This window comes from Patiriisocius marinus (assembly GCF_008974325.1).
Taxonomy (GTDB): Bacteria; Bacteroidota; Bacteroidia; order Flavobacteriales; family Flavobacteriaceae; genus Patiriisocius; species Patiriisocius marinus.
On record NZ_BKCG01000002.1, the window covers coordinates 201115 to 217845 of the forward strand.

Annotated in this window: 16 protein-coding genes; 14 read left to right on the forward strand and 2 right to left on the reverse strand. The window is 31.9% G+C overall.

Annotation, left to right across the window (positions count from 1 at the left end; genetic code table 11):
• The first annotated feature begins 4 nt into the window (after positions 1-4).
• From GBH57_RS05925 to GBH57_RS05935, 3 genes are all read left to right on the forward strand, one after another.
• On the forward strand, positions 5-784 hold the full coding sequence (locus GBH57_RS05925) for a HipA family kinase (protein ID WP_151673160.1): 780 nt from the start codon (positions 5-7) through the stop codon (positions 782-784).
• Positions 774-1157, forward strand: coding sequence for a DUF3037 domain-containing protein (locus GBH57_RS05930; protein ID WP_151673161.1), 384 nt, complete (start codon positions 774-776; stop codon positions 1155-1157). The genes GBH57_RS05925 and GBH57_RS05930 overlap by 11 nt, the downstream gene beginning before the upstream one ends.
• Before the next feature lie 133 nt (positions 1158-1290).
• Positions 1291-2235 (forward strand): alpha/beta fold hydrolase, encoded by a 945-nt coding sequence (locus GBH57_RS05935; RefSeq protein ID WP_151673162.1) that lies wholly within the window; start codon positions 1291-1293, stop codon positions 2233-2235.
• A gap of 84 nt (positions 2236-2319) precedes the next feature.
• On the opposite strand, the gene GBH57_RS05940 is transcribed toward GBH57_RS05935, so the two are convergent.
• Entirely contained in the window at positions 2320-3423 is a 1104-nt protein-coding gene (locus tag GBH57_RS05940) for a TlpA disulfide reductase family protein (RefSeq protein ID WP_151673163.1), read from the reverse strand.
• Positions 3424-3563: 140 nt separating this feature from the next.
• Here GBH57_RS05940 and GBH57_RS05945 point away from each other — a divergent pair, with 140 nt between their 5' ends.
• From GBH57_RS05945 to GBH57_RS05980, 8 genes are all read left to right on the forward strand, one after another.
• Entirely contained in the window at positions 3564-5921 is a 2358-nt protein-coding gene (locus GBH57_RS05945) for a GAF domain-containing protein (protein WP_151673164.1), read from the forward strand.
• 258 nt (positions 5922-6179) lie between these two features.
• The gene (locus GBH57_RS05950) at positions 6180-8351 is read left to right on the forward strand and encodes a TonB-dependent receptor (RefSeq protein WP_151673165.1); all 2172 of its coding nucleotides are present in this window, start codon (positions 6180-6182) and stop codon (positions 8349-8351) included.
• Between the two features lie 121 nt (positions 8352-8472).
• A complete protein-coding gene (locus GBH57_RS05955; protein ID WP_151673166.1) occupies positions 8473-8889 on the forward strand; it encodes a DUF2141 domain-containing protein in 417 nt (138 codons plus the stop codon).
• A 31-nt stretch (positions 8890-8920) separates the two neighbouring features.
• A complete protein-coding gene (locus GBH57_RS05960; protein ID WP_151673167.1) occupies positions 8921-9547 on the forward strand; it encodes a tetratricopeptide repeat protein in 627 nt (208 codons plus the stop codon).
• Complete coding sequence (locus GBH57_RS05965; protein WP_151673168.1) at positions 9547-10881, forward strand: 2TM domain-containing protein; 1335 nt, start codon at positions 9547-9549, stop codon at positions 10879-10881. Before GBH57_RS05960 ends, GBH57_RS05965 begins: the two co-directional genes overlap by 1 nt.
• Before the next feature lie 119 nt (positions 10882-11000).
• Positions 11001-11309, forward strand: a complete 309-nt coding sequence (locus GBH57_RS05970; RefSeq protein ID WP_151673169.1) for a 2TM domain-containing protein — start codon at positions 11001-11003, stop codon at positions 11307-11309.
• Between the two features lie 2 nt (positions 11310-11311).
• Entirely contained in the window at positions 11312-11653 is a 342-nt protein-coding gene (locus tag GBH57_RS05975; RefSeq protein ID WP_151673170.1) for a 2TM domain-containing protein, read from the forward strand.
• Positions 11654-11694: 41 nt separating this feature from the next.
• Positions 11695-12450 carry a LytR/AlgR family response regulator transcription factor gene (locus GBH57_RS05980; RefSeq protein ID WP_151673171.1) on the forward strand — a complete coding sequence of 252 codons (756 nt, stop codon included), beginning with the start codon at positions 11695-11697 and terminating at the stop codon, positions 12448-12450.
• Between the two features lie 42 nt (positions 12451-12492).
• Here the strand turns inward: GBH57_RS05980 and GBH57_RS05985 are convergent, their stop codons facing one another.
• Positions 12493-13689 carry an LETM1-related biofilm-associated protein gene (locus GBH57_RS05985; protein WP_151673172.1) on the reverse strand — a complete coding sequence of 399 codons (1197 nt, stop codon included), beginning with the start codon at positions 13687-13689 and terminating at the stop codon, positions 12493-12495.
• A gap of 162 nt (positions 13690-13851) precedes the next feature.
• Here GBH57_RS05985 and GBH57_RS05990 point away from each other — a divergent pair, with 162 nt between their 5' ends.
• From GBH57_RS05990 to GBH57_RS06000, 3 genes are all read left to right on the forward strand, one after another.
• Positions 13852-14574: a DUF4331 family protein gene (locus GBH57_RS05990; protein WP_151673173.1), complete on the forward strand. Its 723-nt coding sequence runs from the start codon at positions 13852-13854 to the stop codon at positions 14572-14574.
• A 21-nt stretch (positions 14575-14595) separates the two neighbouring features.
• Positions 14596-15291 (forward strand): DUF4331 family protein, encoded by a 696-nt coding sequence (locus GBH57_RS05995; RefSeq protein WP_151673174.1) that lies wholly within the window; start codon positions 14596-14598, stop codon positions 15289-15291.
• Between the two features lie 83 nt (positions 15292-15374).
• Complete coding sequence (locus tag GBH57_RS06000; RefSeq protein WP_151673175.1) at positions 15375-16667, forward strand: tetratricopeptide repeat protein; 1293 nt, start codon at positions 15375-15377, stop codon at positions 16665-16667.
• Positions 16668-16731 lie beyond the last annotated feature (64 nt).

The following is a 16731-nucleotide window of genomic DNA, read 5'->3' on the forward strand; positions in this document are numbered from 1 at the left end:
TTCTATGAATAAAATTGATATTAGAACAGTAGATGTTGTTCAATATGTACAACCTTTACGAGAGGGAGGTTCCCTTCCTGCTATCGTAAAAGGCGATGATGGATTTTTGTACGTGCTAAAATTTAGAGGTGCAGGACAAGGAAAGAAAGCTTTGATAGCAGAGTTTATTGGTGGAGAGTTAGCTAGAGCATTAGGTTTACATGTTCCGGAATTAGTTTTCATGAACTTAGACAATTCATTTAGTAAAACAGAACCCGATGAGGAAATACAGGACTTGCTTAAATTTAGTGTAGGCTTAAATTTAGGTTTACACTTTTTATCTGGAGCGATTACATTTGATCCTCTTGTGTCAACCGTAGATGCAATTACTGCATCTAAAGTAGTATTATTAGATAGTATAATTAGTAATATAGATAGAACAGCTAAAAACACTAATTTATTAAAGTGGAACAATGAATTATGGGTTATTGATAATGGTGCTAGTTTTTATTTCCATCATAATTGGAGTACTTGGGAAAATCATCTTTCTAGAACATTTCCGTTAATAAAAGATCACGTGCTTTTACAACAGGCAACAAAGCTAAACGATGCTGCAAAGGCTATAGAGCTACTGCTTATAAAAGAGGTGATTACAGATGTTATTTCTAATATACCAGAAGATTGGTTACTCGATGAAGCTGATTCTATGACACCTAAAGATAAAAGAATAGCATACATAGAGTATTTAACAACACGACTTTCAAAGATAGATTTACTAGTTAAAGAAGCTACAGATGCAAGATAAATGTACATTTGAGTATGCGATAATTAGACTTGTGCCAAAAGTGGAACGGGAAGAATTTTTCAATGTAGGAGTTATTCTATTTTCAAAAAGGAAAAAATATTTAGGCATTAGATATCAAATTGATGAAACAAAATTTAATGCGTTTGCTCCAGAATTATCGTTAGAAGATTTCAAAAAATATCTAAATGCTTGGAAATTAATTTGCGATGGGGAACCTTCTGGAGGTACAATAGGAACATTTGAATTATCAGACAGGTTTAGATGGTTAACAGCTTGTAGAAGTACTATAATTCAAAGTTCTAAAACTCACCCTGGTCTTACTGATAATCCTGAAAATGAACTCGAAACGATTTTCAAAATGTATATTTTATAGGAAATTTCAAATGCTTAAAACAAGCTAAATGTTATAAGCGTAAGTGACTAAAGGGGGTATTTGTTGTAAGATTTTTTTGTAACTTTAAACGTATATAATTGTTTTAGAATTAAAAACTTACTATATTATAGAAATGATTGCAGTCAAAACGATCCCTTCTTCAAAAATAGCTCCAGACTATAGTATTGTAATAGAGGGGGTTACATATAAGTCTGTCTTAGTGAAAACACGTATTGGTGATATTGAAACTGCAATTGTGGGGGAAGGAAGCCCTTTGATAGTAGTACACGGTATTGTTGGTGGTTGGTGGCAGGGTGTTTCTTTAGCAGCTAAATTGAAAAATAACTATCGGGTTATTCTTATTTCAAGACCCGGTTATGGTAGAACACCAATTACTTCAGGAAGAACAACTGACGAACAAGCACACCTTTTTAGAGAATTAATAGAATCACTTCAAATATATAAAACACATATTTTAGGATTTTCTGGAGGTGGTCCTTCAGCACTTGCTTTTGCTTTAAACTATAAAGAGCAATGTAAAAGTTTGATACTAGCAGTAGCTGCTGCTCCTCATTTATACAAACCTAGTTTTCCTATTTGGTTAATAACAAAATCTAGTTTTATAGTTAAAAAATACATTAAATGGGATAAAAAGAAAATGCTAAAAAAATTAGATAAATTTGATTCGGCATACCTGCATTTTGAAAAAGAAATGAATCCAAATGAGTTAATTTTTTTAGAGAAAAATCCAGATATAGCAAAAAATATCAACATATTGATTAAAAATAACTTTGATGGTGTAACTACCGAAATAGGATTGAAAAATGATTTTGAACAATCTATAAAAAGTAAAAATCAACCCAGAGTTTTAGCAGAGGATGTAAAAGTACCAACTTTCATATTTCATGGTACCCCAGATGTAACCGTCCCAACAGAGCATGCTGTTTACTATGCTTCAATAATTCCAGATTCAGAATTGAAAATTTACCAAGGAGCTTCTCACTTATTAATGTGGACTCACATAGATGTCATTTCTCAAGACATTTCTGATTTTCTCAAAAAACAGAAAGTAAAATAGATTATTGTAATATTTCAGAAAAACAAATGCCTTTTCAAATTAACTAGTTTGAAAAGGCATTTAAATTTTAATTAGGTTGAGTTTTTAATCAAGTAACTCTGCAATTTTAGCTCCTAAAGCAGGACCTCTTAAGTTTTTAGCAACAATAACTCCATCTTTATCTAAAAGGAAAGTTGCAGGAATTGAACGTACGCCATAAGCTTGTGCAATTGGGTCTTGCCAAAATTTCAAGTTAGAAACGTGATACCAATTCATATTATCATCATCAATAGCTTTTTTCCATCGCTCAGCAGCACCTGCTTTGTCTAATGAAACACTAATAATATTTAATCCTTTGTCATGATATTTTTCATAAACTTTGACCACATTTGGGTTTTCAACACGACAAGGTCTACACCAAGAGGCCCAGAAATCGATAATAGTATATTCTCCCATAGCATCTTTTAAAGAAAGATCTTTGCCTTCAGGAGTCTTAGCTGTGAAACTTGGAGCTTTACCGCCAACATCACTATTTTTCATATTTGCAACAGCTTCAGATATTTGTTTAGCCATAGCTGTTTCCTTTATTTCAGGTGTAAATGAAGCAACATATTCATTAGCTTGTTTAGCCGAAATTTGTTTGTTATTTAGCATTTCGCTAATCAACATAACAGCAAAAATCGAATTTGTATTTTCCTTAATGAAAGACTCTTTGTAATTTTTTTCCTCTTGAGTTATCATTACATTTTCACGTTGTAATGTTGCAGCTAGTGAGTTATTTTGTTCAGAACGAGCTTTTTGAAACTCTGCGGCTTTAGCAGTTTTTCTAGCTTGAAATTCTAACATATTTTTCACATAACTTCTATACCCTTCATTTTGAGCATTTCCTGTTACAAATGAAGATTGAATACTATCTTTATACACAGTAACACTTAAATCTTCACTTTGCGGAAAATATATAATACTACTATTATTAACCATCATATAATTAAGCGATGGTACGTTGCTTTTTTCATATTTTCCTGAAAACTTCCCACCGTTAATTAAAAGGGTGTCGAGTACTTTAGGCTGGTTATTTTCAATAGCATAGATAATAACAGGGGAGCCATCAGGCATACCTTCTGCAGTACCACTTAGGGTATATTCATTTGAGTTTGATTGACAAGAAAAGAGAAGTACACTTAGTACAGCTCCAATAAGATATTTCATAATAATTTAATTTCTGTCAAATTTAATGGTATTTTTTCTGAAATAATAATAAAACAATTAATTGTTAAAACCTTTATTCAATGATGTTTGTACTGTATTTTTGTTAGCTTTATAGTAATAATAATTTACACGGAATAATCATGGAATCTTTTCCACTTCAAATAGAAGTTAGTTTTAAGAAAGTCTTCGATCAATATCGTACAAGACTGGAATCTGACAATCGTTTTGTGAAAGAACGAGCGACTTCAATTTTAGAAATTGCAGATACTTATCCAGCATTAACTACAGGGATTTCAGATGAAGTTTTATTGGCCTCTTTTCACGAACAAATTGATCTAGTTCTAGAAGATATGTTTTCGTCGATTTTAGAGACAAATGAAATTAAAATTGCTACGCTGCCTTATAACGGCCTTATTTTTAAGTCGTCAAAGCGATATGATAATATTATAGAAGCTGCAGGACCAGGTTTTAAAGCGGAACTAAACCACTTTAATGAAGACGAGTTTTATAAACTTGGATGTATTTTAATTACAAACTTCTATTACGGTTATCAGGCCGATTTTAGAAGACCAATCTATTATAAAATTCCAGATGCTAATGGAATTATCAGAACCTACAGATTAGTATATAATGCTGATTTTGTAGATATTCAAAAAACAAAAGAAGCACCAGAATTTACAAATAAAGATTTTGAAGAGTTACTTGATAACTTCGATAACCTAAGTTTATGGAAGGAAAAATTTCCGCCAGAGAGTTATATATTTAGTGGTTTTGTAATAGCGAACTTATTTGATGCTACCGCAGATACTAACATAGCAGATTTTAAAGCACTTCTTTTAGAAAAGGAAGAGCATAGCGGTATTCTTGAAGATCGTTTTACTGATATTTTTAAATCATTATTTAATTGTTCTAATCTAAAAATAGGTTTTTCAACTTTTAATGAAGAAGAAGATTCGTTAGAACAAATATTGTTTGACAGTGTTAAAAGTTACGTTTTAGAGGGGGCTTCTCATATTAAAAGCAACGAAGCATTATGTCAAACATCATACTATACGCTATTTAAAAAGAATGAATTTTATACTATTTCTAACGTAAGTAAATATCACAAACTATACCCAGATAATATATTATATAAAAAATTAGCTAAGCAAAAAATTGAAAGTGCCATATTAGCACCTATTGTTGATAATGGAAAATTAATTGGAATTATGGAGCTTGTATCTCCTACGGTAAATATGCTAAATTCTATTAATGCTAATAAATTGAAGGATATTATGCCTTATCTAGAGGTATATATTATTCAATCTAATAATCGTTTGGACAGTGAGTTAGAGCTGATAATACAGGAAGAATGCACTTCAATTCATAAAAGTGTTCATTGGAAATTTAAACAAGAAGCTGCACGATATTACAAAGCAGTTTCTAATGGAAACCCAGCTCTTTTTAGAGAAGCCGTTTTTGATGATGTGTATCCATTATTTGGACAAATAGATATTAAAGGTTCTTCGGAAGCAAGAAATAATGCTGTTAGAGATGATTTAGAATTACAACTAAACCACGTATTACAAATAGTAGATAAGATTAGTATTGTTGAAGAGCTGCCAATTTACGAGCAGTTAAGTTTCAGAATCAATGAATTTTTAGATGATGTTAAATTTAACTTTCAAGTTGATAGTGAACGTTCCGTTTTAAAATTTCTGAAATCTGAAATAATTCCTCTTTTTAAGCATTTGTCTAAAAAGAACGATGCCTTAAAGCAATTAATAACTGATTACAGATCATTAGTTGACAGTGGAACTGGCTTTGTCTACAAACACAGAAAAGATTATGATGATTCAGTCACGCAAATAAACAGGCGTATGGCATCAGTTCTAGACAAAAAACAAAAGGACGCTCAAAAAATGTATCCACATTACTTTGAACGTTTTAAAACTGATGGAGTAGAGCATAATATGTATATTGGAGAATCTATTACTAAAAAAAATAGCTTCAATAAAGTTTACCTTTATAATTTGCGATTATGGCAATTGCAAGTGATGTGCGAAATGGAAAATAGTTATTATAAACTAAAAGAAAACCTTGAAGTACCACTTGATGTTGCCTCAATGATTTTGGTTTTTAATAGCCCATTATCATTACGTTTTAGAATGGATGAAAAACGTTTTGATGTTGATGGAACATATAACGCACGTTACGAAGTAATTAAAAAACGAGTAGATAAAGCAAATATTAAAGGAAAAGACGAGCGTATTACCCAAGCCGGTAAAATCGCTATTATCTATTCTCAAAAAGAAGACGAGAAAGAATACCTTAAGTACATTAAGTTTTTACAGATGAAAAAACACCTCGATACTGAAGTTGAAATTTTGGAGCTTGAAGATTTACAAGGTGTAACAGGACTTAAAGCAATTAGAGTAAAAGTGTTATATACTAGGGGTAAAGAACAAACTAAAGAATATTACACGTACGAAGATTTAATGGAGCAAATAAAACACTAAAACTTTCATTTACATTCTTAAAACCGCGATTAAAATATCTATAATATTGATATTTTAATCGCGGTTTATTATTTATAATAACTGAAATATTAACGATTTAATGTTATTTGAATACCATAATACTTAGTCTATTCCACATCTAAAAAAGGAGATTCAAATAAAAAGTTACAACTGAAACCCTACATTTGACAGTTCAGTAATTTGTTTTCTAAAATTAGACTTTGTTGAAGCAATTTTGTTTTAACAAACAACCACGTTATGATTTACAACAATTCAAAAGTCTCATTAAGTATTTTTTTCATCAGTTTATTCTCGATATTATCACTGTCTGCGCAAACAGTAATATCTGGAAAAGTTTCTGAAAAAAACGGTACGCCTATAGAAGGAGCTAATGTCTATTTAGATGGTACTTACGACGGTACAGCGACAGATGCTCAAGGAAATTTTAGTTTTGAAACCGAAGAAAAAGGTCCGCAATTAATTAAAGTTACATTTTTATCTTTTGAGCCCTACACCTTCTTTGGAGATGTGAAAATTTTAAATAATCTAAAAATAAAATTAAGAGAAGATGTTAACTCTCTAGAAACAGTAGTGTTATCTGCAGGTACTTTAGAAGCTAGTGATAATAGTAAAGTTTCAGTATTAAAACCTCTCGATGTAGTTACAACTGCAAGTGCTCTTGGCGACTTTGTAGGAGCTTTACAAACCTTGCCAGGAACAACTACAGTCGCAGAGGATGGAAGACTATTTGTAAGAGGTGGAGATGCTAGTGAAACACAAATATTTATTGACGGCATTAGAGTTTTTACACCTTATACACCTACAACTAATAACGCTCCCACAAGAGGACGATACAGTCCGTTTTTATTTGACGGTATTACTTTTTCTACAGGTGGTTACTCAGCTGAATTTGGACAAGCATTATCATCAGTTTTACTGTTAAATAGTATTGATGAGCCAGCACAAGAGGCAACTAATATTCAAATTATGAGTGTTGGAGGCGGATTTGGACACACTGAAAAATGGGATAAATCTTCATTAAGTATTAATACATCTTATATTAATTTGGCTCCTTATTTAGCATTATTTAATAGTCGAAATGATTTTCAGAAACCATTTCAAACCTTTTCTGGTGAAGCCGTCTATAGACAAAAGTTAAAAAATGGCCTGTTAAAAGTTTACGGTGCTTTCGACACGTCAAATTTCTCCTTAACTCAAGAGGATATTAATAATCCCGATGGAACGCAATTTAGCTTAAACAATAAAAATTTCTATGGAAACACTAGTTATAGTGGCGTTTTAACTAACGATTTAAAAATTGATGTTGGAGCAAGTTATACATTAGCAACAACTGAAATAGGTATAAATAATATAACAGTTGATGATACAGAAAACTCAGCACACTTTAAAATAAAGCTAAAAAACCGATTTAGTAATCGTTTTAAATTAACAGGAGGAGTAGAGCAATTTATAACTGATTTTGAAGAGCAAGTATCGGGTGATTTTAATCCTCAAGAGTACGGTTACAAAAATAACCTCACAGCAGCTTTTGCTGAGACGGACATTATTTTCTCGAGAAATTTTGCCATTAAAACTGGTTTGCGAGTAGAGTATAGCGCTATGTTTAATGATATTACAATTGCCCCAAGACTTTCATTAGCTTATAAAACGGGAAAAAATAGTCAGCTTTCCATTGCCTACGGAAATTTTAATCAACAACCCAATGCTGAAATTTTAAAATTTGAACAAAACTTAAGAGCAAGAAATACCAGTCATTACATTGCAAATTATCAATACACCGCAAACAACCGAATATTTAGAGCTGAATTATATAGAAAAGATTATACTAATCTAGTAACATACGATACGACTACAGCGAGTTCAGAATCAAATTTTACTAATAATGGAGATGGATATGCACAAGGATTAGATGTGTTTTTTCGTGATGATGAGTCAATTAAAAATTTAGACTACTGGGTAAGTTATAGCTACTTAGATTCTGAAAGAAAATTTCAGAATTACCCTATTGAAGCAACACCTTCGTTTGCATCAAAACATAATGCTTCAGTTGTAACTAAATATTGGGTTGAAAAATGGCAAAGCCAGATAGGAGCAAGTTATACGTACGGGAGTGGTCGAAGTTATACCAACCCCAATGAACCAGGTTTTCTACAAGAACAAACACGAGCTTTTAATAGTTTAAGTTTAAACTGTGCGTATTTAATTACGCCTCAAAAAATAGTATACGCTTCAGTAAACAATGTGCTTGGGTTCAATAATATAAATGGGTATCAATATGCAAATACGCCAAATGCAAGCGGTCAATTTAATCGTCAGGCATTATTACCAGCGACAGATCAGTTTTTCTTTGTAGGATTCTTTTGGACAATAAGTGATGATGGTAAGGAAAATCAATTAGACAATCTATAAATAAATGTAATTTGACATTTCAGTATCTAAAAACTACACTTCGGTAGTTATAAGTTTAGGACAAGGTGGTAATGAAGCATCTTTGTATTGTAATTAATATCAACCTTTAAATTCTTTTATAATGCAAACAGTAATCACATCTCTCGTTTTATTTTTCACAGGGCTTGTTTTACAAGCACAAGTAAATACAGTGGAAGTAACAATAACAAATTTTGATTCTAATGAAGGGCACGCTTTAGTCGCAATTTATGATAGCGAAGCAAATTTTCTAAACAAACGCTTATTAGGTGTAGTAGCAACTATAAGTAATAATACTGCGGTTTGCACATTTGCAGATCTTCCAGATGGAGTATATGCAGTTTCTGCATTTCATGATGAGGATACGGATGGAAAATTAAATATGATGATGGGTTTTTATCCTACGGAAGATACGGCAACATCTAATAACGCTCCAGCTAATTTTGGGCCACCAACTTGGGAGGATGCAAAATTTGAAGTTAAAGGCGGAAAAGTAATTTCGCAGAAAATTTCTATGTAATTTTAAAGCAATAAGAACTAAAAGCACGAATATGAAAGCAATAATATATATCACTACAGTATTAATTAGTTTAACGAGTTTTGCGCAGTCGCCTTATGAGAAAGGGATGACAAAGGCTTTAGGACTTTGGTCTGAAGGAAATTCAACCGAAGCAGTACAATTATTTGAACGTATAAGTTCAGCAGAACCAGAGGAGTGGCTTCCTTCTTTTTATGCAGCACAGATATTAACGTATTCAAGTTTTGGAGAAAAGGATAAAGAGAAAGTGACCACTACATTAAATAAAGCTTTAGAATTAATGAATACGGCTAAAACTAATAGTCCTGAAAAAAATGCAGAGCTTATGGTTTTAGAAGCACAGTATTATACAAGTTGGATATCATTTGACGGTATGACATATGGTATGAAATACGCAGGGAAAGTTGGAGAGTTATATCAAAACGCCTTAGCACTTGCACCAGATAACCCTCGTGTAGTTTTAGGTAAAGCTGAATGGGATATGGGTTCAGCTGAATATTTTGGCGGAGATGTAAAGTCATATTGTAAGGATGTTGAGCGCGCTATCAAGCTGTTTAGCACCTTTCAACCTGAAAGTGTACTTCATCCTAGTGGAGGATTAGAACATGCTCAAGAAGTATTAGCTAGAAGTTGTAACTAATGAATAAAGTATTAAAGGAAATTAGTAAGGGATTCTTTATTGGGTTGATGGTATTTATCGTTGTCTCATTAATAGAATATGTCAATGGGTATAATATAGTAACCTCTGGTAAATTTTGGGAGCGTTTCACATTTAATCAGATATATTCATTAGTTCTTTATTTATCAAATGGGGCATATTTTATGTATTTGCTAAAAACCTTTGAAAGTAAATTGTTCGATTTAAAAAACCTTTCTAAAGGTATTTTTGGTGGGATTATTATCACGTTAGTTTGTATTGCATTACTGCGTTTTGTAACTGAGGTTGTGTACTTAGGAAAATCGTTTGAGTTGTTTCTTGAGAATGAAAAAATAGGGTATTATTATATTTCATTTATAATATCGGCAGTTGTTACTTCTATGTTCTATGCGGTTTATTATTATAAATATCGCCAGGAACAAAAAGTAACCGAACAAAAAATAATTGCTGGTACTGCTTCAGCTAAATTCGATGCTTTAAAAAATCAATTAGATCCGCATTTTCTATTTAATAGCTTAAATGTACTCACTAGTTTAATTGAAGAAAATCCTAGAGCTGCAACTAAGTTTACGACATCACTTTCTAAAGTATATCGTTATGTGTTAGAGCAAAAAAATAAAGATTTAGTGACCGTTGTTGAGGAGTTAAAATTTGCAAAGCTTTATATGTCATTACTAGAAATGCGCTTTGAAGAAAGTATTGTATTTACAATTCCTGAGACGCTAAGTAATCCAGAAGCGAAAGTAGTTCCATTAGCATTACAGCTAGTATTAGAAAATGCCGTGAAGCACAATCAAGTGATGCCTTCTAAAAAATTACATATAACCATTACTGAAAAAAATGGAAATCTTGTAGTTGAAAATAACTTACAACCTAAACAAGTAGTAAAGGATAGTAGTGGAGTAGGTTTACAAAATATCAAACAACGGTATCAATTACTTACAAATAAACCTGTAGTAATTAAAAAAACGGAAACTCATTTTAGCATAGCAATACCTATGCTATCTAAACTTATTATTATGAATTCACAGGATAGTTATATATCAGAAAAAAAATTAGAACTAGCTAAGGAGCGTGTTCAAAAAATTAAAGGATTTTACGTTCATTTTGCAATTTATCTTTGTTTCATTCCTATATTTTTATGGTTGTATTTTCAATCTAACGCAGATTTTCCTTGGGTAATTTTCCCAATAGGAGGTTGGGGTTTTGGAGTAGCATCACATGCTAGCGAAGTATTTGATTATAACCCATTTTTTAGTAAAGACTGGGAACGACGTAAAATTAGAGAACTAATGGATAAAGATGATGAGCTTTAAAAATGAATTAATAATGAAATTGACATTTCAGAATTGAAAATTGACATTTCAGTATAAGGCTTTTTAGAAGATGATATAGTGGCAGTATTTTTATACTATAATCATTAATCAATTTAATTATGGAATATTTTAACAAAGACGATAAGTATTATAGAGCAAAGGAAAAGCTTCAAGAAATTAAAAAATTCTACATGAGTTTATTGTCGTATATAATATTCATGATTTTTCTAGCTACAATAAATTATTACACTAATCAATTTCGATATGCTTGGTTTTTATGGGCAGCTTTAGGTTGGGGAATAGGATTGTTTTTTCAAGCAGCTAAAGCTTTTGACTGGATAAATTGGTTCAGTAAAGATTGGGAAGCTCGAAAAATAAAAGAGTTTATGGATAATGATAGAGAAGATGAATCACAAGTAAATTTTTAATTATGGAAACTAAAAACACAAGTAAATATAGAAGAGCTCAAAAAAGAGTAAAAGACTTAAAAGGGTTTTATAATCATTTAGCTGTTTACTTAATTGTAAACTTTATCATAATTGGATCTAGATTAACTAGGCTAATTAGTAATGCAGACTCAATAGCAAATATTGATTTTGAAAGATGGTTGACTTTAAATACATTTTCGGTTGCCTTTTTCTGGGGAATTGGACTTGCTTTTCACGCTTTAAAAGTATTCGATTTTAAAATTTTTAAAGAATGGGAAGATCGTAAATTGAAGGAATTTATGAATGAAGAAGAGCATACCCTAAACGACGATATAAAATTTTAAATAACACTATTAAATAACTAACTATTAAACTAAGCCACACTATGAACGTAATAATCATTGAGGACGAAAAGCCAAGTGCTCGCCGTTTACAACGAATGTTAGAAAGAATAGATATTAACGTAAATACAATGCTCCACAGCGTGCAGGAATCTATTGTTTGGTTTAATGAAAACGAACATCCAGATCTTATTTTTTTAGATATTCAACTTAGTGATGGTTTATCATTTGAAATATTTGAACAAGTTTCGGTAAAGAGTTCAATAATCTTCACAACAGCTTTTGACGAGTATGCCTTACAAGCTTTTAAACTTAATAGTATTGATTATTTACTAAAGCCTATTGATGAAGACGAATTAGAAACTGCTGTAAAACAATTTAAAGACGTGAGGCCAGTTTCAAGTAATGTTCAGATTAATTTTGAGGATATTAAAAAACTACTTACAAATCCTGTAGACAGAGAATATAAAAAGCGTTTTACCACTAAAATAGGGCAACATATAAAAATGATTCCTGTAGATGAAATAGAGTGTTTTTATAGCGAAAATAAAGGTACCTATGCACATACTATTGATGGAAGAGATTATTTGTTAGATACTACTTTAGAGCTTTTAGAGGCAGAATTAGAGCCTGCATTATTTTTTAGAATTAGTCGTAAATTCTATATTAATATAAATGCTATTAAGGACATTATATCGTACACTAATTCTAGACTTCAATTAAAACTCAACAATTATAAAGAACAAGATATAATTGTAGCCAGAGAACGCGTTAAAGATTTTAAAGTTTGGTTAGAGTAATTGTAGTATTGAGTTTTTAGAAATTTTATTTATTAAAATTCGCTATTTACTAATCCTATTTTCATCAAAAGCTGATGGTAGTAATTTTGGAATGAATTTTACTAGTAGTGGTAGGAGTATAGTCCCTCCAGGAAGTATAAAAATTGTTAGTGAAGGAATCGATTTACAGATGTCAAGTAATTGGTCTTTTACTTTTTCTTTCTCTTCCTTTGATAAATCACGGTGCGTTGAAACTCCCAGTAACTTAATTAATTCACCACTTTCTTTTAACTCAAGTACAAGCCTATCTTTATTTCGTAAAATTAGTTTCTTCACGGTATGAGAAGATTGCTTATAAAATTGTTTTACAGGCGTTGAATGTTCAAACAAAGTTGTTTTAACTAAGCTTGAAGCATTAAAGTCCCTAATATAAACCATACTGTCTTTCCAACTATCTGCTGAAATATTAAGGAGAACACATAAGTTATTTAAAAATGCAGATTCATCATCATCAACGTCTCTGTCTTCCCAAACAGCAAGACAACACACATCTAGAATATATTTTCTTTCTATTGGATTATCTGTAGTGGAGCAAAACTCTGTAACCGATTTTTGAAAAGATTGATACTTAATCATATATTCGGCTGAGGTGTCAAATAAATCAATTAATAAATGGTCATATTTCTTTTTCTTCTTTTTAGCTTTTAAAGCAAGATACGCACTAGAAATAACGTGATCCTCTAATGAGGTAGCAAACTTTTTAATATCTGAGCTATATTGAAGATATTGATCAAACGCAAGAATATCAATAAATAATAAAGCATGTGTAAGTAGTGAAATTGCTTTAGACTTATAAAGTGAGTTAGATTCTTGTAACCTTCTAGAAAGAATTTGCTCTAACTGAGAACTTGGAGTACTATTTATTGAAAAGTTTTTAAAAAAACTACTTTTTCTTTTTTCTAATTCGCTGTAAAATTTTAATATTTCGGCTATGCCATCTTCCGTTGTATTATGAGGTCGTTTAACGGCATATACATAAATAAGAGAATAAAATAAGTTAAGTTTCGTTAACTCATCTGCGGTCATTTTCAATGTTACTTTAGGAAGAGGTACAATTAATGAAACCGAATTTCCATAAATAAAACCACTGCGACGCACTGCATTATAAAAGGCGTCGTTTGATGAAAAAACGCTAGAAACGTGCAAGTCATCAACATAACTTAAAAATTTCGGGATCCAGTCTTTAGCAGATGGGTTCATATTAATTGAAAATATTTATTTTTAAAGCAATTATTTTAAGAAGGTATAAAGCTAATGCAATTTCGTTAACATAAGATTAACTACTCTTCGAAAACCCTACCTTTACATTTGACGTAAGTAAGAGTATATAAAAACAAAATTAATTTTTAAAACCAAACTATTATGAAAAAAACAAAACTTTTTGCAGCTATAGGCGGAGTTGGGCTTGTGCTCGCATCTGTCTTTTTAATTGCTGCAGATCACGTTGATGCTCCAGCAGTTGCGGGAACAACAACTGACATTGCAGATTTATATGCTTTTGAAGGGGATAACCCAAACAACACGGTATTAATTGCAACGGTACAAGGACCATTAGCTCCAGGAGATCAATCTAACAATGCGCAGTTTGATGAAGATGTAATGATCCAGTTTAATATAGATTTAGATAATGATTTTATTGAAGACAGAGTAATCCAAGCAGTAAAGCGAGGAGATTCTATGTATTTCTTTGGACCAGCTGAACCAGCTATCACAGGACTAAATAGTACAGTTGCAACTTTTGCAACACGTACTGCGGTTAAAATTTCTACTGCAGATGATGTTCAAACTGCCGTTAGCGAAAACGGAATGAGTGTTTTTGCAGGACCAAGAAGAGACGCTTTTTACTTCGATTTTAATCGTTTTAACATGGTAGTTTCAGGTGCAGTTGCTCCAGAAGGTTTTTTACCTCCAGCAGAAGCTAGTGACTTTTTCGAGAACTTAAATGTATTAGCCTTAACAGTAGAAGTGCCTAATGCACTTTTAGGTGAAGCGCCTGTGCATATTGCTGAAGCGGCAGGATTAGTTGATCCGGGAGTATTACCTTCTACATACAATGTATGGGCAACAGCAAATAGAAAACAATAAAAAATTATAAAACGAAAAAAGATGAAAACATATAAATTAAGATTATTATTCGTTGCTATTTGTACTTCCCTATTGTTTGTAGGTTGTAATGATGATGACGATAACGGAAATATCATTGAAGTAGCCACTTGTGATGATGGAGAAATGAACGGTGATGAAACTGGTATTGATTGTGGTGGTTCTTGTGAACCTTGTAATGAAGCTTTAGACTTTTCAGGAACATACGTTCAAGAAGATAGTATGGGACGACCAGGAATCAATACAGTTTTTAGCGGTTCAGATGCTGTAAAGAATGATTTCAATAATACAATCCCTTCAGATAGAGCTGCTTTCACGCCTATATTTGAAAATACATTAGAGTTTTATCACGATGTGTATGCATTATCATTAGGTTTAACGGAAGATGATATTGATTATGAAACTAATATTTTAGGTCTAGATGCACCTACTTTAGCATTTGTATTAGCTCAAACTGATGCATTGCAAGTAGCACCTAATGCACCTACATCTTATTTTACTCCTGGTGGAACTTTTCTAACAGGAAGAAACTTAAGTGATGATGTGATTGATGTTTCATTAATATTGATGTTTGGTGGAGAAATGGGTAACCGTTTTGACGGTAACAATGGAACACCGCAACTTACAAGTGATGGGGTAGATGCTGGAGATCGTGACTTTACAGGTGGTTTTCCTTATTTAGAGACTCCTAATCTGTAATTGTATCACCTAATAAAATTTTAGAAAAGAGCAAGCAATTGCTCTTTTCTTGTTTTAAAATTATTCAACTAATTATACCTACTATGAAATATTATCCAGCTTTATTAATAGCGCTTTCAGCATTCGTGTTTTCATGTACTACAAAAGAGGAAATAACAATTGTGACCAACACAGCTGACTATGAAAAATATTTAGAAGCTGACCAAGATGCTACACTTAAATCTGCAATTGCAGAAAGAGATTTTTGGTCTAAGCGTTTAGATGTTGATTCAACGGGAATAGGCGATTTAGGTCCGCTTGCAGGAGCTTATACTCGTATTTTTGAAGCAAATGGCGAAGTATCAAATCTAAAAAATGCCGAAATTCTCTATAAAAAAGCAATTTCAGTTGCATCACCATCACTAAAGGATGCTTACATACGCTCATTGTCTCACAATTACATTTCGCAACATAAGTTTAAAGAAGCTAATAATTTATTAGAAGAAAGCTACTCAGGACCTTCAAATAAGCACGCAACAGAGTTAATGCTTTTTGATAGTTATATGGAAACGGGTGAGTATAAAAAAGCGAAAACTATTCTTGAAAAACTTAAAAACGAATCGGATTATAACTATTTGATTAGGGTATCTAAATGGAGTGATCACAATGGTGATTTAGCAGCAGCAATTAGATATCTAGAAAAAGCACGTGACATAGCAGAATCCAGAAATAGTAAGCCACTTAAAATATGGACCTATTCAAATATAGCAGATTACTATGGTCACGACGGAAATATTAAAGCGTCATACAATCACTTTTTAAAAACACTAGCGCTACAACCAGATAACGCCTATGCCAAAAAAGGAATTGCTTGGATTTTATACTCAAGTGAAAGAAATACTCTTGAAGCAAACCGCATTGTAGATTCGTTAATAGTACATCATGATATTCCAGATTACTATTTATTAAAATCTGAGTTTGCTGAATACGATGGAGATGAAGTTTCTGCTAATACATACAAAGAAAAATTTATTGCAAAAGCAGAAAATCCTGCTTATGGAGGTATGTATAATGCCTACCTTATTGAAGTACTTGCCGAAAGTAATCCAGAAAAAGCACTGAATATAGCCAAACAAGAAATAGAAAATAGAGCGACACCAGAAACATATCATCTACTAGCGTTTGCACAACTTAAAAACGGAATGAAAGATGAAGCGCTGCATACCATTGAAAGTAATGTGGAAGGTAAAACAAGTGAACCTATGGCTTTATTGCATAGTGCACAAGTGTATAAAGTAAATGGACTTAGTGATAAAGTGGGCCTAATAAAAGAAGACTTACTTGAAGCAACGTATGAATTAGGTCCATTATTAGCTGCTGAGGTAAAGTCACTATAATTTCTATTTTCTTTATTTAAAAACCACATATCAAATTTATACGTAAGTATTATTGAAAAGAAGT